14 protein-coding genes, 1 rRNA gene and 1 riboswitch are annotated in these 17796 nt (G+C 69.1%); of the genes, 12 read left to right on the top strand and 3 right to left on the bottom strand.

What is annotated here, in order from left to right:
* The 11 genes from rrf to ABZT06_RS40870 all read left to right on the top strand — a co-directional run.
* Positions 1 to 95 (top strand): 5S ribosomal RNA (gene rrf / locus ABZT06_RS40920); the annotation flags it as partial.
* 109 nt (positions 96 to 204) lie between these two features.
* Positions 205 to 813, top strand: coding sequence for a CDP-alcohol phosphatidyltransferase family protein (locus ABZT06_RS40915; RefSeq protein ID WP_355752854.1), 609 nt, complete (start codon positions 205 to 207; stop codon positions 811 to 813).
* Between the two features lie 121 nt (positions 814 to 934).
* The gene (locus ABZT06_RS40910; protein WP_355752852.1) at positions 935 to 3430 is read left to right on the top strand and encodes a mannose-1-phosphate guanyltransferase; all 2496 of its coding nucleotides are present in this window, start codon (positions 935 to 937) and stop codon (positions 3428 to 3430) included.
* A gap of 100 nt (positions 3431 to 3530) precedes the next feature.
* Positions 3531 to 4427: a DUF881 domain-containing protein gene (locus ABZT06_RS40905; protein WP_355752850.1), complete on the top strand. Its 897-nt coding sequence runs from the start codon at positions 3531 to 3533 to the stop codon at positions 4425 to 4427.
* On the top strand, positions 4424 to 4756 hold the full coding sequence (locus ABZT06_RS40900; protein ID WP_003988855.1) for a small basic family protein: 333 nt from the start codon (positions 4424 to 4426) through the stop codon (positions 4754 to 4756). The genes ABZT06_RS40905 and ABZT06_RS40900 overlap by 4 nt, the downstream gene beginning before the upstream one ends.
* Positions 4757 to 4761: 5 nt before the next feature.
* Positions 4762 to 5610, top strand: coding sequence for a DUF881 domain-containing protein (locus ABZT06_RS40895; protein ID WP_355752848.1), 849 nt, complete (start codon positions 4762 to 4764; stop codon positions 5608 to 5610).
* A gap of 61 nt (positions 5611 to 5671) precedes the next feature.
* Complete coding sequence (locus ABZT06_RS40890) at positions 5672 to 6577, top strand: FHA domain-containing protein (RefSeq protein WP_355752846.1); 906 nt, start codon at positions 5672 to 5674, stop codon at positions 6575 to 6577.
* 18 nt (positions 6578 to 6595) lie between these two features.
* Positions 6596 to 7333 carry a MerR family transcriptional regulator gene (locus ABZT06_RS40885; protein ID WP_355752844.1) on the top strand — a complete coding sequence of 246 codons (738 nt, stop codon included), beginning with the start codon at positions 6596 to 6598 and terminating at the stop codon, positions 7331 to 7333.
* Positions 7334 to 7409: 76 nt separating this feature from the next.
* Complete coding sequence (locus tag ABZT06_RS40880; RefSeq protein ID WP_004002801.1) at positions 7410 to 7883, top strand: bifunctional nuclease family protein; 474 nt, start codon at positions 7410 to 7412, stop codon at positions 7881 to 7883.
* A 254-nt stretch (positions 7884 to 8137) separates the two neighbouring features.
* On the top strand, positions 8138 to 8821 hold the full coding sequence (locus tag ABZT06_RS40875) for a MerR family transcriptional regulator (RefSeq protein WP_355752842.1): 684 nt from the start codon (positions 8138 to 8140) through the stop codon (positions 8819 to 8821).
* Positions 8822 to 8879: 58 nt separating this feature from the next.
* The gene (locus ABZT06_RS40870; protein ID WP_355752840.1) at positions 8880 to 10238 is read left to right on the top strand and encodes a DNA polymerase IV; all 1359 of its coding nucleotides are present in this window, start codon (positions 8880 to 8882) and stop codon (positions 10236 to 10238) included.
* A 1170-nt stretch (positions 10239 to 11408) separates the two neighbouring features.
* On the opposite strand, the gene ABZT06_RS40865 is transcribed toward ABZT06_RS40870, so the two are convergent.
* Positions 11409 to 11786, bottom strand: a complete 378-nt coding sequence (locus ABZT06_RS40865) for a PRC-barrel domain-containing protein (RefSeq protein WP_355752838.1) — start codon at positions 11784 to 11786, stop codon at positions 11409 to 11411.
* A 123-nt stretch (positions 11787 to 11909) separates the two neighbouring features.
* Positions 11910 to 12005: riboswitch (glycine riboswitch) on the top strand.
* Between the two features lie 175 nt (positions 12006 to 12180).
* Here ABZT06_RS40865 and gcvP point away from each other — a divergent pair.
* The gene (gcvP, locus tag ABZT06_RS40860; protein WP_355752836.1) at positions 12181 to 15066 is read left to right on the top strand and encodes an aminomethyl-transferring glycine dehydrogenase; all 2886 of its coding nucleotides are present in this window, start codon (positions 12181 to 12183) and stop codon (positions 15064 to 15066) included.
* 70 nt (positions 15067 to 15136) lie between these two features.
* Here gcvP and ABZT06_RS40855 read toward each other — a convergent pair whose 3' ends face one another.
* A complete protein-coding gene (locus ABZT06_RS40855; RefSeq protein WP_355752834.1) occupies positions 15137 to 15556 on the bottom strand; it encodes a TOBE domain-containing protein in 420 nt (139 codons plus the stop codon).
* A gap of 46 nt (positions 15557 to 15602) precedes the next feature.
* The gene (locus ABZT06_RS40850) at positions 15603 to 17555 is read right to left on the bottom strand and encodes an amino acid transporter (RefSeq protein ID WP_355752832.1); all 1953 of its coding nucleotides are present in this window, start codon (positions 17553 to 17555) and stop codon (positions 15603 to 15605) included.
* Between the last annotated feature and the right edge of the window lie 241 nt (positions 17556 to 17796).

Below are 17796 nucleotides of genomic sequence, written 5' to 3'. Positions count from 1 at the left end.
AAACGCCCGGTTACATTTCGAACCCGGAAGCTAAGCCTCACAGCGCCGATGGTACTGCAGGGGGGACCCTGTGGGAGAGTAGGACACCGCCGAACTCCTTTTAGAGCTCTGGCTCTTGGGCACGCAGCCCAAGAGCCAGAGCTTTTTTGCGTTGAGGTAGGGTCAGGGGGCATCGTTGGCACGTTTCCCACAGGAGGCCCCCGGGTGGAGGTCCAGGAGACCCGGGTCCAGACGGACCGGGTCCTCACCATCCCCAACATCCTCAGCATGGCGCGGCTCGTTGGGGTGCCGCTCTTCCTGTGGCTGATCCTCAGGCCCGAGTTCGGAGGGCCGAAGAGTGACACCTGGGCGTTGCTGGTACTCGCGCTGAGCGGGATCAGCGACTACCTGGACGGCAAGCTCGCCCGGCGGTGGAACCAGATCAGCAGCCTCGGCCGGCTGCTCGACCCCGCGGCAGACCGCCTGTACATTCTCTCGACTCTGGTCGGCCTCACCTGGCGCGAGATTCTGCCAATCTGGTTGACGGCTGCACTGCTCTTGCGAGAGCTGGTTCTCCTGGTGATGGTGGGCATCCTCAGGCGCCACGGCTATCCGCCGCCCCAGGTGAACTTCCTCGGCAAGGCCGCCACCTTCAACCTGATGTACGCCTTCCCGCTGCTCTTGCTCAGTGACGGAACTGGATGGATCGCGTCACTCGCTGCTATTTTCGGATGGGCGTTCGCCGGATGGGGTACAACGCTGTACTGGTGGGCAGGAGTGCTCTATGTGGTCCAAGTCCGCCGCCTGGTCCGTGCGGACGCCGAGGCCGACTGAACTCGCCCATTGGCACGGCCGACGGCCGTAGCGGCTCGATGGCCCCCGGCAGAAAAGTGCGGGACAATCTGGACGGGTGAAGTCGGCTGGACCGTCATCTCTTAAGGAGGACGCTTCCGACATGAAGGCCGTCGTGATGGCCGGAGGCGAAGGCACACGCCTTCGTCCCATGACCTCGAGCATGCCCAAGCCGCTCCTGCCGGTGGTAAACCGGCCGATCATGGAGCACGTTCTTCGGCTGCTCAAAAGGCATGGGCTCAACGAGACCGTCGTCACCGTCCAGTTCCTGGCCTCACTGGTCAAGAACTACTTCGGTGACGGTGAAGAGCTCGGAATGGAGCTCTCCTATGCCAATGAGGAGAAGCCACTCGGTACCGCCGGAAGCGTCAAGAACGCCGAAGAGGCGTTGAAGGACGATGCTTTCCTCGTCATCTCCGGTGATGCCCTGACCGACTTCGACCTCACCGAGCTCATCAACTTCCACAAGGAGAAGGGTGCGCTCGTCACCGTCTGTCTGACGCGCGTGCCCAATCCGCTCGAATTCGGCATCACCATCGTCGACGAGGAGGGCAAGGTCGAGCGCTTCCTGGAGAAGCCGACCTGGGGCCAGGTCTTCTCGGACACCGTGAACACGGGCATCTATGTCATGGAGCCCGAGGTCTTCGACTACGTCGACCCCGATGTGCCCGTGGACTGGTCCGGCGATGTCTTCCCGCAGCTGATGAAGGAAGGCAAGCCGGTCTACGGCTATATCGCGGAGGGGTACTGGGAGGACGTCGGCACGCACGAGAGCTATGTGAAGGCGCAGGCCGACGTTCTGGAAGGCAAGGTCGACGTCGAGATCGACGGCTTCGAGCTCTCCCCGGGCGTATGGGTGGCCGAGGGTGCCGAGGTGCATCCCGACGCCGTTCTGCGGGGTCCGCTGTACATCGGCGACTACGCAAAGGTCGAGGCCGGAGCCGAGATCCGCGAGCACACCGTGGTCGGCTCGAACGTGGTCGTGAAGAGCGGGGCCTTTCTGCACAAGGCCGTCGTGCACGACAACGTGTATGTCGGGCAGCAGAGCAATCTCCGCGGCTGTGTCGTCGGGAAGAACACCGACATCATGCGCGCGGCCCGTATCGAGGACGGCGCTGTCATCGGCGACGAGTGTCTCGTCGGCGAGGAATCGATTATCCAGGGGAATGTGCGGGTCTACCCGTTCAAGACCATCGAAGCCGGTGCCTTCGTCAACACCTCGGTCATCTGGGAGTCCAGGGGCCAGGCACATCTCTTCGGGGCGCGTGGCGTCTCCGGCATCCTGAACGTCGAGATCACCCCGGAGCTCGCGGTCCGGCTGGCCGGCGCCTACGCGACGACCCTCAAGAAGGGTTCGACCGTCACCACCGCTCGCGACCACTCCCGTGGCGCGCGGGCACTGAAGCGGGCGGTCATCTCCGCTCTGCAGGCCAGCGCCATCGACGTACGCGACCTGGAGAACGTACCGCTGCCCGTGGCGCGGCAGCAGACCGCGCGGGGGAGTGCGGGCGGGATCATGATCCGGACGACACCCGGGGTGCCGGATTCCGTGGACATCATGTTCTTCGACGGGCGGGGTGCGGATCTTTCCCAGGGTAGCCAGCGGAAGCTGGACCGGGTGTTCGCTCGGCAGGAGTACCGGCGCGCGTTCCCCGGCGAGATCGGGGACCTGCACTTCCCCGCGAGTGTCTTCGACTCGTACACCGGCTCGCTGCTGCGGAACGTCGACATCACCGGGATCTCCGAGTCCGGGCTGAAGGTCGTCGTGGACGCGTCGAACGGCAGTGCGGGGTTGGTGCTGCCGAGTCTGCTCGGGAAGCTCGGGGTGGACTCGCTGACCATCAACCCGGGACTCGACGAGTCGAGGCCGACGGAGACGGCGGACGCTCGGCGTTCGGGGCTGGTGCGGTTGGGCGAGATCGTGGCCTCCGCACGGGCCGCTTTCGGGGTGCGGTTCGACCCCGTGGGCGAGCGGCTGTCCCTGGTGGACGAGAAGGGGCGGATCATCGAGGACGACCGGGCGCTGCTCGTCATGCTCGATCTGGTCGCCGCGGAACGGCGCAGTGGCCGGGTGGCGCTGCCGGTCACCACCACGCGGATCGCTGAGCAGGTGGCGGCGTACCACGGCACGCAGGTGGAGTGGACGACCACGTCGCCCGACGATCTCACCCGGGTCGGACGCGACGACTCGACGATCTTCGGTGGCGACGGCAAGGGTGCCTTCATCATCCCGGAGTTCAGCAGTGTCTTCGACGGTGCGGCGGCCTTCGTACGGCTGATCGGGCTGGTGGCGCGGACGCAGCTCACGCTCAGCCAGATCGACGCGCGGATTCCGCGGGCGCATGTCCTCAAGCGGGATCTGGCGACCCCGTGGGCCGTCAAGGGACTGGTGATGCGCAGGGTCGTGGAGGCGGCGGGTGATCGCTTTGTCGACACGACTGACGGTGTCCGGGTCGTGGAGACCGACGGACGCTGGGTGATGGTGCTGCCGGACCCGGCGGAGGCGGTCACCCATCTGTGGGCCGAAGGGCCCGACGACGCGTCCGCGCAGGCACTGCTGGACGAGTGGTCGGCGGTCGTGGACAGCGCCGGCCGCTGAGCCACGCACGCGTGCCGGACATGTGTCCCCAAGGGGGCCTGTCCGGCACGCCGATGGGGCCATTCGGAGGTAGGGGCCGCGACGTGCGACGATGTGCGGCATGCCGCAGCAGCCCCCCATTCGGAGCACCCCCACGCGCCCGTCGCGCCCGGACGCCTCCATGTCGCTGCTCACCAACGTCATGGACCACAGCCTCGACGACGGGTACGCCGAGGCCGCGGCCCGCAAGACGGCCGCCGGTGACGGCGGGCTGCCCAAGACGTTGCGGGCGAGGCTGGGTCTGGCCTTCGGCCTGGTGCTCGCCGCTCTCGTGGTCACCGTGGGAGCGGCGCAGGCGCGGGTGGCCGCTCCGGTCGTGGCCAAGGAGCGCGAGGAGCTCATCGACCGCATCGACCGCGAGACCGAGACGGCGGACAAGCTCGAGGAGAGCGTCGACCAGCTGCGCGACGACGTGAGCACACGGCAGCGCGAGGCGCTCAAGAAGAGTGGCGACAGCGGCCAGGCCGACCTCGTGGGCATCCTGTCCGGCGCGGTGGAGGTGCACGGACCGGGCGTCAAGTTGGTGGTGAACGACGCGAAGGAAGCCACCACGGGCGGCGACGGGAACCCGCGCGAGACCTCGGGGTTCTCCGACACCGGGCGGGTGCGCGACCGGGACATGCAGCGGGTTGTGAACGGGCTGTGGGAGTCGGGCGCCGAGGCGATCTCCATCAACGGACAGCGGCTGACCGCCCTGTCGGCGATCAGGGCCGCGGGTGACGCGATACTGGTCGACAACAAGCCGCTGGTTCCGCCGTATACGGTGCTAGCGGTGGGGGACGGGCAGCGGCTGAGCACCAGGTTCCAGGACAGCGCGGACGGCCTGTATCTGCACGCCCTGCAAGAGAACTACGGCATCCGGACCGCCATCTCCGCGGAGGACGATCTCCGGCTGCCGGCCGCACCGAGTGTGATCGTACGTACAGCAGAGCCGAGAACTGAGAAGGGCACATCGTGATCGCCGTACTGGGCCTCGTCGTGGGAGTCGTGGCCGGACTGTTGGTCCGGCCTGAGGTTCCGGCGGTTGTCGAGCCTTATCTGCCGATCGCCGTGGTGGCGGCGCTCGACGCCGTCTTCGGAGGGCTGCGGGCCATGCTCGACGGCATCTTCGACGACAAGGTCTTCGTCGTGTCGTTCCTGTCGAACGTGGTCGTGGCCGCGCTGATCGTGTTCCTGGGCGACAAGTTGGGCGTGGGTGCCCAGCTGTCGACCGGTGTCGTCGTCGTGCTCGGCATCCGGATCTTCTCGAACGCCGCGGCCATCCGCCGGCACGTCTTCCGGGCGTGACGCCGATGAGCGAGCAGGACGAGACGCCCAGCGGCGGGCTGCGCAAGGAACTGCCGGAAGAACTGCCGACGACGCCTGCCGAGAAGGCCGAGAAGGCCGTGGGGCCCGGCACCCCGGCCGCGGAGCCAGGGCTGACCGGACGTCAGCGGCTGGTGCAGGGTTTGTGGCCGCCGCGCGTTACCCGGGCCCAACTCATCGTCGCGGTGCTGCTGTTCGGCCTCGGGTTCGGCCTTGCCATCCAGGTGGCGTCCAACAGCGACAGCGACAGTGCGCTGCGGGGGGCGAGGCAGGAAGATCTCGTACGCATCCTCGATGAACTGGACGACCGTACTCAACGTCTTGAAGACGAGAAGCAGGGCCTCGAGAAGCAGCGGGACGAGCTGGAGAACAGCTCCGACCAGGCCGAGGAGGCCCGCAAGCAGACGGTCGAGAAGGAGCGGCAACTCGGCATCCTCGCGGGCACGGTGGCCGCGCAGGGGCCGGGCATCACGATGACGATCGACGACACCAAGGGCAGGGTCGAGGCGGACATGCTGCTCGACGCGATCCAGGAGCTGCGAGCGGCCGGTGCCGAGGCGATCCAGGTGAACGGCGTACGGGTCGTCGCGGGAACGTATCTGTCGGATTCGGACAAGAGCGTGAGCGTCGACGGGAACAAGATCACCGCGCCGTTTCGTTTCAAGGTCATCGGCAATCCGCAGGACCTCGAACCGGCGCTGAACATCCCTGGAGGCGTGGTGCAGACTCTTGAGAAGGAGCAGGCCACCGTTACCGTCGAGCGGTCGGACAAGATCGTCGTGGACGCCTTGCGAGCGGCGAAGCGGCCTGACTACGCTCGGTCGTCCTCTCAATGAACCGGGGGTGCATGGGGGGCATCCGGCCAGGGCATGAGGTTGCGGGGGGTCGGCGCACCGAATGGGTGGTGCGTGGTGGAAACTGTCTGGTGGCAACGGACGTTGTGAGGATGTCCGGGTCGACCGGTGTGTTCAATCAGGGTTCGTCCTGCCCCACGGGCGGGTCTGTTTCGGTCAAGGGGAATCGCCCGTGAAGTTGTTTCAGAAGTTGTTCGGCAAGAGCGCGCGAGAAGGTAGCGACAACGCGACCGCTCGTCATCGCGCACAGCCCGACGCCGAGGGCCAGCGCCCGCTGTTCCGGGACCAGGTCGCCGGCCAGGGTGGTGACGTTTCCGGAGGTCAGGGCGTGCCGTCTGTTGACCCTGCCCAGTCCGGCGGCATAGGTTTCGGACAGCCGTCAACCTCAAGTACGGGTGGAGGGTTTTCCCCTATGTCGGCCCTGGTGTGTACGAGGTGCGGTAACCGCAACGCGGAGAACAGCCGCTTCTGCTCCAACTGCGGCGCCCCGCTGCGGGCCGGAGCCGTGCCCGAGCGTCCCTCGGAGACGACCTCCACCATCTCCATCTCGGGACTCGAGGCCTACGACTCCGAGGTCACCGGCCAGACGCAGATGCCGGCGCTCTCCCCGGAGGCACAGGCGGCCGTCGACGCGCTCCCGCTGGGCTCCGCGCTCCTGGTGGTGCGCCGCGGGCCGAACTCGGGCAGCCGCTTCCTGCTGGACGGCGAGCTGACCACGGCCGGCCGTCACCCGCAGAGCGACATCTTCCTCGACGACGTCACGGTCTCGCGCCGGCACGTGGAGTTCCGCCGCGGCCAGGACGGCTCGTTCACGGTGTCCGACGTGGGCAGTCTCAACGGCACGTACGTCAACCGCGAGCGGATCGACTCGGTCGCTCTGAACAACGGCGACGAGGTGCAGATCGGCAAGTACCGGCTGGTGTTCTACGCGAGCCAGCGAGGCTACTGACCCTCCCAGGGAAGGTCCATGCTTCAAACACCGAGCGGCGGTGCCGGACACGGCACCGCCGCCACGGACAGTGGGCTGATGAGCATCGGCACCGTGCTGAACACGCTGCGCGACGAGTTCCCCGAAGTCACGATCTCCAAGATCCGTTTCCTGGAGTCCGAGGGCCTCATCGAGCCGCAGCGGACTCCCTCCGGGTACCGCAAGTTCAGCAACCGCGACGTCGAGCGCCTCGGCCATGTCCTGAGGATGCAGCGGGACCACTATCTGCCGCTCAAGGTGATCCGGGAGCATCTGGACGCCATGGAGCGCGGCGAGGCCGTCGCACTGCCCACGGTGGGCCGCCAACGGGACGGAGAAACGGTCCTGGAGGTCTCCGAAGGTCCGACCGCGGCCCGGATCGGCCGGGCCGAGCTGCTGGCCGCCGCCGAGATCGACGAGTCCCAGCTGACCGAGTGGGAGTCGTACGGGCTCATCACGCCGCTGCCCGACGGGGCCTACGACGCCGAGGCGGTGACCGTGGCCGCGCTCGTCGTGGAGCTCGGTCGGTTCGGCATCGAGCCGCGCCATCTGCGGGCGATGAAGGCGGCCGCCGACCGTGAGGCCGGGCTCGTGGACCAGGTGGTGGCCCCGCTGAAGCGCCACCGCAACCCGCAGACCCGTGCACACGCCGAAGCCCGTGCCAAGGAACTCGCGGGGCTCACGGTGAAGCTGCACGCGGCGCTTGTGCAGACCGCGCTCGGCGTACGCCTGCCCTGAGGGCCCCGGGCACCGGATCATCACCCGTTTCCTGCCCGACTACCCAAACGTCCCGGGCACGGCCTAGGGTTGCTGTGTGAACGAGCTCGATGTCGTAGGTGTCCGGGTCGAAATGCCCTCCAACCAACCGATCGTGCTTCTGCGTGAAGTGGGAGGCGACCGCTACCTCCCCATCTGGATCGGGCCGGGGGAGGCGACTGCGATCGCCTTCGCACAGCAGGGCATGGCCCCCGCGCGACCGCTGACCCACGACCTGTTCAAGGACGTGCTGGAGGCGGTCGGCCAGGAGCTCACCGAAGTGCGCATCACGGACCTGCGTGAGGGCGTCTTCTACGCGGAGCTGGTCTTCGCCAGCGGGGTCGAGGTGAGCGCGCGGCCGTCCGACGCCATAGCGCTGGCGCTGCGCACCGGGACGCCGATCTACGGCAGTGACGGGGTGCTCGACGACGCCGGCATCGCGATTCCGGATGAGCAGGAGGACGAAGTGGAGAAGTTCCGCGAGTTCCTCGACCAGATCTCCCCCGAGGACTTCGGCACCAGCAGTCAGTGAGGCAGCCGCGGCCGGTCCGGCGGATCAGTGGTCCGTGACGGGTCGGCCGTGTCCGGTCGTCCCCGAAATGCCGGCATTTGCCACCGGCGCGTGAGAGCGTCCTGCGGCCCGTTCGGAGCGCATTCGGCTAGCCTTTCCCCGCGGTGGGGTACGGCAAACCACTCCTAGGGTGATTATCACTCGGCGTGGCGATCGTTGACGCACCCCTGGTGACTGCCTACCGTCGAGAAGGCAGGTCAAGGACGGAGGTCGGCGTGAGAAGCAGCGGCGACGGTACGGCTGGGGGTGCCCCCGGACGGAGTCTCGGGGCAAGCGGTCCGTACCCTCCCCCAAGCTCTCAACTTCGGTCGAGTTGGGGGGATCCCCATCACGGCAGCACGGCCGATCACGCTCCGCAGCGACCGGCGGCCGTGCCGAGCAGCGGAGGGGCGACGTCCATGGCGTCCGAGCAGATCGGCTATCGCGGTCCCACGGCGTGCGCCGCGGCCGGCATCACCTACCGGCAACTCGACTACTGGGCGCGCACCGGGCTCGTGGAGCCGAGCGTGCGGCCCGCCCACGGGTCGGGGACGCAGCGGCTCTACAGCTTCCGGGACGTCGTCGTCCTGAAGATCGTCAAGCGATTCCTCGACACCGGGGTGTCGCTGCAGAACATCCGCACCACGGTCCAGCATCTGCGTGAGCGCGGTTTCCAGGACCTGGAGCGCATGACCCTCATGAGCGACGGGGCCACGGTCTACGAGTGCACCTCGCCCGACGAGGTCCACGCGCTGCTCCAGGGCGGCCAGGGGATCTTCGGGATCGCCGTGGGCGTCGTGTGGCGGGACGTCGAGAGTGCCCTGTCGCAACTGCACGGGGAGCGCATCGACACCGGGGAGACGCTCATCGGGCACAACCCCGCGGACGAGCTGGCCAGGCGCCGCAACCGGGCGGTCTGACGCTGCCCCCGCTCTCTCCCGCGGGGCATTGTCAGTGGCGTAGGGCAGCATCGGACATGTGAGAAAAGCGCCCACGATCCTGCATCTCGACATGGATGCCTTCTACGCCTCGGCGGAGCAGGCGTCCAAGCCGAGTCTGCGCGGGAAGGCGGTCGTCGTGGGCGGCCTTGGGCCGCGGGGAGTGGTGGCCACCGCGTCCTACGAGGCCCGGGTGTTCGGGGTGCACTCGGCGATGCCCATGGCCCAGGCGAGACGGCTCGCGCCGAACGCCGCATACCTCGTGCCGCGCTTCGGGTTGTACAAGGCGATCAGCGAACAGGTGATGGGGCTGCTGCGGGAGCTGTCGCCGCTGGTGGAGCCACTGAGCCTGGACGAGGCGTTCGTGGATCTGGAGGCCGGGTCAGCGGCCTGGGACGAGGCCTCGGCGCGACTGGTTGGGGCGAAGCTGCGGGCCGACATACGGGCCTTCACGGGGCTCACGGGGTCGGTGGGGCTGGCCGCGTCCAAGATGCTCGCGAAGATCGCCTCCGAGCAGGCCAAGCCGGACGGACTCGTGGTGATCGAGCCTGGCACCGAGCGGGCGCTGCTCGGGCCGATGTCGGTGCGGACGCTGCCCGGGGTGGGGCCGGCGACGGGGGACCATCTGCGGCGGGCCGGGATCCATACGGTCGACGACATCGTCGAGGCGGGGGAGGACGAGCTGGTCCGCCTGCTCGGGAAGGCGCACGGGCACGGGTTGTACGGCATGGCGCTGGCACGGGACGAGCGGGCCGTGGTGGCGGAGCGGGAGACCAAGTCGGTGTCCGTGGAGGACACGTACGACGTGGACATCCACGACCGGGTTCGGGTGGGGCTCGAGGTGCAGCGGTTGGCGGACCGGTGTGTGCGGAGGTTGCGGGAGGCCGGGCTGTCGGGGCGGACCATCGTGCTGAAGGTGCGGCGGTACGACTTCTCGACCTTGACGCGGTCCGAGACCTTGCGGGGGCCCACGGATGATCCCGCGGTGGTGCGGGAGGCTGCGCTGCGGTTGCTGGAGGGTGTCGACTCTACGGGGGGTGTGCGGCTGCTGGGGGTGGGGGTTTCGGGTCTTGCCGACTTCACTCAGGAGGATCTGTTCGCGCAGGCCGCGGGGGAGGGAGTGGATCATGCCGTCGAGGAGGTGGCTGATGACGTACCCGCTGAGGAGCGGGACGTGGTGGTCGAGCGGCGGTGGGTCGCCGGGCATGACGTGCGGCACGCCGAGTACGGGCACGGGTGGGTGCAGGGGAGTGGGCTGGGGCGGGTGACTGTGCGGTTCGAGACGCCGGATTCGGAGCCGGGGCGGGTACGGACGTTTCTTGTCGACGATCCTCGGCTGGAGTCGGCGGAGCCGTTGCCGTTGGTCGAGGTGTCGGGTTGCCACCCGCACCACCCGTGACGGTCTCGTCGTCGGGTGCGGGGGCCCTGTGGGGGTTGAACGCCGTCGGCGGCCGGCGGCCGACGGGGCGGTGGAGGATCGTCGGGCGGTGGTGGATCGTCGGCGGCTGGGGTGAGGCTGCGGAGGCCTGACGGGCTGTGGCGGGTCGGGGGGCGTTGTAGGGCGTTTGTCGGGACCGGTGGGTGCGCAGAGCGGCTGTCGGGGGCCGGGTGGGTTGGCGAGGCGTGTGGGGCGTCTGTCGGGGTCCGGGTGGGTCGGCAAGGCGTGTAGGACGTCCGACGGGCTGGGGTGGGGATGGAGGCGCGTGGCAAGGATCGGCTGGGCCGGGAGCGCTTGTCGGAAGCCGGGTGGGTTGGCGGGGCGTGTGCAGGGCGTCAGGCGGGGGTGTGGCCAAGGCCGGCGGGGTTGCAGGGCGTTTGTCGGGGTCAGCGTGGGGCGGCGGGCCTGTAGAGCGCGGGGGCGTGCGGCGAGGGGTGGCGGGCTGTGCAGGGCGGCTGGTGGGATCCGTGTGGGTCGGCGAGGCGTGTAGGACGTGGGGCGGGGCTGGGTGGAGGTCGGCGGGCAGGAGAACCCGGGGTGGGCTCTGGCGGGGCGTGTAGCAGGCGCGGCGGGCATCAGAGGGTGGGGTGGCTCTGGCGCGGCGTGTAGCAGGTCTGGCGGAGTTGGAGGGCGAGGGCGGCCGGGTTGTAGGGCGACTGGTGGCGTCTGTATGGGTCGGCGAGACGGGTGGGACGTCGGGCGGGGCTGGGGTGGGGGTCGCGGTGGGTATCAGAGGGTGGGGTGGCTCTGGCGCGGCGTGTAGCACGTCTGGCGGAGTTGGAGGGCGAGGGCGGCCGGGTTGTAGGGCGGCTGGTGGCGTCTGTTTGGGTCGGCGAGACGGGTGGGACGTCGGGCGGGGCTGGGGTGGGGGCCGCGGTGGGTATCAGAGGGTGGGGCGACTCTGGCGCGGCGTGTAGCACGTGCGGCGGAGTTGGTGGGCGAGGGTCGGCTGGGTTGTAGGGCGTCTGTTGGGGTCCGTGTGGGGCGCTGAGGTGTGCAGGACGTCCGGCGGGGCTGGTGGGCGAGGGCATGCAGAGCACGGGGCGGGAAGGCTCTGGCGAGGCGTGTAGCGCTCCGGGGGAGCTGATGGCTGGGTGGGCGGGGCGGTGGCTGAGGGGGGTGGGCCGGCGGTCAGGCTTCCGCGTCCTCCGTGCCTGCCAGCTTGCCGAAGTCCCGGTCCGGGGGTGGGGCTGGTGCGGTCACGTCGAGGCCGTAGTGGTGGTAGAGCTGGAGTTCCTGGTCGGGGGAGAGGTGGCGGCCGACGCCGAAGTCGGGGGCTTCCTTGATGAGGGTGCGGTCGAAGGGGACGCGCAGGGTGCCTTCGACCAGTTCGCTCGGCTCCAGGGGGACGAAGGCGTCCCGGGAGAAGAGGCCGGTGCGTATGGCGGCCCATTCCGGCACGCCGGTCGCGTCGTCGAGGTAGACCTCGTCGATGGTGCCGATCTTGGTGCCGTTGCGGTCGAACGCCTTGCGGCCGATCAGGTTGCGCGGATCGATGTCGGTCTGCACGTGCCCTCCACTTGGTCGCAACACATCCGAAGCGGTCGTAAGCACTACGAAAGAGCACATCGGGGTGTGCGGCCACTCGAAGACTCGTGCGTCAGCCCCGCTGGTAGGCTTGCCAGCGGCTGCTGACCCCGTGCGGGAGAGTCCTCCAGACACCATCGGAGGCGCCGAAGGAGCAAATCCTCCCCGGAATCTCTCAGGCTCACGTACCGCACGGACGAGGTCACTCTGGAAAGCAGGGCGGGCGTCGACGGCTCCCGCTCTCACCGACGGTGAAAGCCGGCGGCCTTCGGGCGGCCGGTGAAGCTCTCAGGTCGAGATGACAGAGGGGGAGGCCGTCGGGGTACCCGTGCCGGGGTACCCCTCGAAGGTCGCGTCAGACCAGGAGGCCTCCGCAATGACCGCCCATCGCATTCCGCTCTCCGAGCTCGAACAGGGAATCCCCTTCGAGCAGCGTCACATCGGCCCTGATCACGAGGCTCGGGCCAAGATGCTCGCGCAGGTCGGCTACGGCTCGCTGGACGAGCTCACGGCCGCCGCGGTGCCGGATGTGATCAAGAACGCCGATGCGCTGGAACTGCCCGGCGCGCGCACCGAGGCCGAGGTGCTGGCCGAGCTGCGGTCGCTGGCCGACCGGAACCAGGTGCTCGACTCCATGATCGGGCTCGGGTACCACGGCACCTTCACCCCGCCCGTCATCCTGCGCAACGTCATGGAGAACCCGGCCTGGTACACGGCCTACACGCCGTACCAGCCGGAGATCTCGCAGGGTCGCCTCGAGGCTCTGCTCAACTTCCAGACCATGGTCGCCGACCTCACCGGGCTGCCGACCTCCGGCGCCTCGCTGCTCGACGAGGGGACCGCGGCGGCCGAGGCCATGGCGCTGTCCCGTCGCATGGGGAAGAACAAGAAGGGGCTCTTCCTCGTCGACGCCGACGTGCTGCCGCAGACCATCGCCGTGATCGAGACCCGTGCCGAGCCGACCGGTCTGGAGGTCGTGGTCGCCGACCTCAGCGACGGGATCCCGGCCGAGGTCGCGGGGCGTGAGATCAACGGGGTGCTCGTTCAGTACCCCGGCGCCTCCGGGGTCGTACGGGACATCAAGCCGCTCATCGACCAGGCTCACGAGCTCGGCGCGCTGGTGACCGTCGCCGCCGATCTGCTCGCGCTGACGCTGCTGAAGTCGCCGGGCGAGCTCGGGGCGGACATCGCGGTCGGGACCACGCAGCGGTTCGGTGTGCCGATGGGCTTCGGCGGGCCGCACGCCGGTTACATGGCGGTGCAGGAGAAGTTCGCCCGGAGCCTGCCCGGGCGGCTCGTGGGTGTGTCCGTGGACGCCGACGGCAACAAGGCGTACCGGCTCGCGCTGCAGACCCGTGAGCAGCACATCCGCCGGGAGAAGGCGACCAGCAACATCTGCACCGCGCAGGTGCTGCTCGCGGTCATGGCCGGAATGTACGCCGTGTACCACGGGCCCGACGGGCTCAAGGGCATCGCCCGGCGGACCCATCGGTACGCCACCATCCTCGCGGCGGGGCTCCGCGCCGGTGGCGTCGAGGTGGTGCACGGGTCCTACTTCGACACGCTGACCGTGCGGGTGCCGGGCAAGGCCGCCGAGGTCGTCTCCGCGGCGCGGCGGAACGGCGTCAACCTGCACCTCGTCGACGCCGACCTCGTGTCCCTCGCCTGCGACGAGACCACCGCGCGGGCACAGGTGGCTGCCGTGTGGAACGCCTTCGGGGCCGAGGCCGACATCGAGGCGCTGGACGCGGCCACCGAGGAGGCGCTGCCGGACGCGCTGCTGCGTGGCGACGACTTCCTCACCCACCCCGTCTTCCACCAGCACCGCTCCGAGACCGCGATGCTGCGCTATCTGCGCAGGCTGGCCGACCGCGACTACGCGCTCGACCGCGGCATGATCCCGCTGGGCTCCTGCACCATGAAGCTCAACGCGACCACGGAGATGGAACCGGTCACCTGGCCCGAGTTCGGGCAGCTGCACCCCTTCGCGCCCGCCGAGCAGGCGCAGGGCTACCTGACGCTGATCCGGGAGCTGGAGGAGCGGCTCGCCGAGGTCACCGGGTACGACAAGGTGTCGCTCCAGCCGAACGCCGGTTCGCAGGGCGAGCTGGCCGGGCTGCTCGCCGTACGCGGGTATCACCGGGCGAACGGTGACGAGCAGCGGACCGTGTGTCTGATTCCGTCGTCCGCGCACGGGACCAATGCCGCCAGCGCAGTGATGGCGGGCATGAAGGTCGTCGTCGTGAAGACCGCCGAGGACGGCGAGATCGATGTCGAGGACCTGCGGGCGAAGATCGAGCAGTACCGCGACGAGCTGTCCGTGCTGATGATCACGTACCCCTCGACGCACGGTGTGTTCGAGGAGCACGTCGCCGACATCTGCGCGCAGGTGCACGAGGCCGGCGGCCAGGTGTACGTCGACGGGGCCAACCTCAACGCGCTGGTGGGGCTGGCCAAGCCGGGCCACTTCGGCGGTGACGTCTCGCACCTGAACCTGCACAAGACCTTCTGCATCCCGCACGGCGGCGGTGGCCCGGGCGTCGGTCCGGTCGGCGTACGGGCGCACCTGGCGCCGTATCTGCCGAACCACCCGATGCAGCCCGCGGCGGGCCCGGAGACCGGCGTCGGGCCGATCTCGGCCGCGCCCTGGGGTTCCGCGGGGATACTGCCGATCTCGTGGGCGTACGTGCGGCTCATGGGCGGTGAGGGGCTCAAGCGGGCCACGCAGGTGGCGGTGCTCTCCGCCAACTACATCGCCAAGCGCCTCGAGCCGCACTACCCCGTGCTCTACACCGGCCCCGGCGGGCTGGTCGCGCACGAGTGCATCATCGATCTGCGGCCGCTGACCAAGGCGACCGGGGTGAGCGTCGACGACGTGGCCAAGCGGCTCATCGACTACGGCTTCCACGCGCCGACCATGTCGTTCCCGGTGGCCGGCACGCTGATGATCGAGCCGACCGAGTCCGAGGACCTGGGTGAGCTGGACCGGTTCTGCGAGGCGATGATCGCCATTCGCGGAGAGATCGAGAAGGTCGGTTCCGGCGAGTGGGCCGTCGACGACAACCCACTGCGGAACGCTCCGCACACCGCTGGTGCGCTGGGCGGTGAGTGGGAGCACGCGTACACGCGTGAGGAGGCCGTGTTCCCGGCCGGGGTGTCGGTCGCGGACAAGTACTGGCCGCCGGTGCGGCGGATCGACCAGGCGTTCGGTGACCGGAACCTGGTGTGTTCGTGCCCGCCGCTGGACGCGTACGAGGACTGACCTGAGGCGATGAGGGCCCCGTTTCGGCGGGGCCCTTTTCTTTGCGCCGGCGTTTGCGCCGGGGCCGGGCCTACTCCGTCGCCAGTGACACTTCGGTCGACTTGATGAGGGCGACCACGGGGGTGCCGGCGGTCAGGGCGAGATCGGTCGCGGCGTCCGCGGTGATCGCGGAGGTGAGTTCGGCCCCCTCGACGGCGATCTTCACGGTGGCCATGGCGGGGCCGGTGGTCACGGCGGTGACCGTGCCCGGGAGCTGGTTGCGGATGGACACGCCCCGGACCGGGGCCGTGGCGAGGGACACCTCCGTCGACTTCACCAGGGCGCGTACGGGTGCGCCCCGGGTGAGGCCGAGTTCCTCGACGGCGTCCACGGTGATCGCGGCCGTGAGGTCCTGGCCGCCGTCGAGCCGGATCTTGACCGTCGCCATGGCCTCGCCCGGTGTGACGGTCGTGACGGTGCCGGGAAGCTGGTTGCGGATGCTAAGGATCATGGGCATCAACTTAGGGCGCTGTGCGGCTCCTGTCGGGTATGCGCGATCAGCCCGTGTGGACGCGCGGACGGCGGGCGCGGTCCGGTTCCGCCTCGCGCAGGACCTCTCGGGTGACGGGGGCTACCTCGCCCTGGCCGAAGAGGAAGAAGCGCAGGAACTGGTGGAAGGGGCTGCCCTCGGTCCATTCGAAGTACATGTGGGGGGTGCAGCCGGTGGTGTCACGGACGTGCAGGAGGAGTGCGGCCAGGGCGTTCGGGATGGAGGAGGACTCCAGGGTCAGGACGCGGTAGCGGCCGTGCAGGACCTCGCCGCGGACGGTGAGGCTCGCCTCGAACTCGGACGGGTCCAGGACGGTGACCTCGACGAAGACGAAGTCCTCGCCGGGGATGTCGTTGTCGGCGCGGATCTGTTCGATCTTGTCGCGGTATTCGGCCTTGTCCCGTCGGTCCGGCTCGTTGGCGATGAAGCGGATCTTGCGGCTGGCGATGTCCCGGATGAAACGTTCCGCCATGGCGTCGAGCGTCACGCTGGTCACGCGCAGCTCGAAGGCGCGCGCAAGCCGTGAGAGCAGCGAGACCAGGATGATGCCGGCGATGAAACAGGCGCCGATCTTGACGCCGTCGGGGCGTTCGATGACGTTCGCGACGGTGACGTAGAGGAAGACCGCCGAGATGACCGCGAAGCCGATCGTCCAGCCGCGCTGGCCGGCCTTGCGGGCCGCGATGGTCACCGCGATCGCCGCCGAGCTGATGAGGACCAGCACGCCGGTGGCGTAGGCGCCGCCCTGGGCGTCGACGTCGGCGTCGAAGATCCAGGTGACCAGGAAGCCGATGAGGGTGAAGACGATGACCATGGGGCGCACGGCGCGGGCCCAGTGCGGGGCCATGCCGTAGCGGGGCAGGTAGCGGGGCATCAGGTTGAGCAGGCCGGCCATCGCGGAGGCGCCGGCGAACCACAGGATGGCGATGGTCGAGATGTCGTAGACCGTGCCGAAGACGCCGCCCAGGTAGTCGTGGGCCAGGTACGCCAGCGCGCGGCCGTTGGCCGGGCCGCCGGACTCGAAGTCCTTCTCCGGGATCAGGAGGGTGGTGATGAAGCTGGTGGCGATCAGGAAGACGCTCATGATCAGGGCGGCGGCGGTGAGCAGTTTCTTGGTGTCGCGGATCCGGCCGGTGGGACGCTCCTCGGTGTCACCGGGGTCCCCCTTGACGTGCGGCATGACGGCGACGCCGGTCTCGAAGCCGGACAGGCCGAGGGCGAGCTTGGGGAAGACGAGAAGGGCCACGCCGACCATGGCGAAGATGTTGCCGTGCTCGGCGGTCAAGGCGCTGGACCAGTCGGTGATGACGTGCCCCGCGGTGACGACGTGCCAGAGGCCGACCATCACCACGACCACGTTCAGGGCGAGGTAGACGCCGACCAGGGCGACCGCGACGCCGACGGCCTCCAGGAAGCCCTTGAGGAAGACCGCACCGAGCAGCGCGACCAGGATGAGGGTGATCACCATCTGGTGGTTGTGCAGCGTGCCGGTGAGATGGGGGTTCTCGACCAGGTGGGTGGAGGCGTCGGCGGCGGAGAGGGTGATGGTGATGAGGAAGTCGGTGGCGGCGAAGCCGAGCAGCGTCAGGACGAAGAGTTTGCCCTGCCAGAAGGACAGGAGGCGTTCCAGCATGGCGATGGAGCCCTCGCCGTGCGGGCTCTCCTCGGCCACGCGGCGGTAGACGGGCAGGGCGCCGACCAGCGTGACGAGGACGAGGACGATGGTGGCGACGGGGGAGAGCAGGCCGGCCGCCAGTGCGGCGATGCCAGGCTGGTAGCCGAGGGTGGAGAAGTAATCGACGCCGGTCAGGCACATCACCCGCCACCAGGCCTGGCCCTGGTGCGGGGGCTCGGGCTCGGCGTGCGGGCCCGTGTGGCCGCCGCTCTTGCCCATGTCCGACAGGCCCTCCAGCATCCAGGAGCGCAGACGACTCGGGGGAGGGTGCTCGGTGGTGGCCATCGGGGGATGCTCCTAGGTACGGCTCGGCTCGGATCCGGCCGCCCGTCCGACGGCGGGACCAGCGTAAGCGGAGAGTGACGTTCGGGCCTTCGGATGGAGGGCGCAGGGGCGTCAAACTTCCGTTAAGACTCGGCCTGAGGGCCTCAGAGGTGCGTGATGAGCCAGCTGAGAGGGCGGTGCTCCCCGCTCGGTGTGCGGGGTGGGGCCGATCAGGCCAGGTGGACACGCAGCGTCATATCGG

The sequence above is a fragment of the Streptomyces sp. NPDC005483 genome, from assembly GCF_040606035.1.
Classification (GTDB): Bacteria; Actinomycetota; Actinomycetes; order Streptomycetales; family Streptomycetaceae; genus Streptomyces.
Note: the sequence above shows the minus strand (reverse complement) of the source record. Positions and strands in the feature narration are given on the sequence as shown.

Bases quoted from the DNA above. Each gene is read 5' to 3' on its own strand.
- ABZT06_RS40885 (WP_355752844.1), top strand. From the start codon at position 6,596: ATGCTTCAAACACCGAGCGGCGGTGCCGGACACGGCACCGCCGCCACG.
- ABZT06_RS40895 (WP_355752848.1), top strand. From the start codon at position 4,762: ATGAGCGAGCAGGACGAGACGCCCAGCGGCGGGCTGCGCAAGGAACTG.
- ABZT06_RS40910 (WP_355752852.1), top strand. From the start codon at position 935: ATGAAGGCCGTCGTGATGGCCGGAGGCGAAGGCACACGCCTTCGTCCC.
- ABZT06_RS40850 (WP_355752832.1), bottom strand. From the start codon at position 17,555: ATGGCCACCACCGAGCACCCTCCCCCGAGTCGTCTGCGCTCCTGGATG.
- ABZT06_RS40905 (WP_355752850.1), top strand. From the start codon at position 3,531: ATGCCGCAGCAGCCCCCCATTCGGAGCACCCCCACGCGCCCGTCGCGC.
- gcvP (WP_355752836.1), top strand. From the start codon at position 12,181: ATGACCGCCCATCGCATTCCGCTCTCCGAGCTCGAACAGGGAATCCCC.
- ABZT06_RS40890 (WP_355752846.1), top strand. From the start codon at position 5,672: ATGGGTGGTGCGTGGTGGAAACTGTCTGGTGGCAACGGACGTTGTGAG.
- ABZT06_RS40855 (WP_355752834.1), bottom strand. From the start codon at position 15,556: ATGATCCTTAGCATCCGCAACCAGCTTCCCGGCACCGTCACGACCGTC.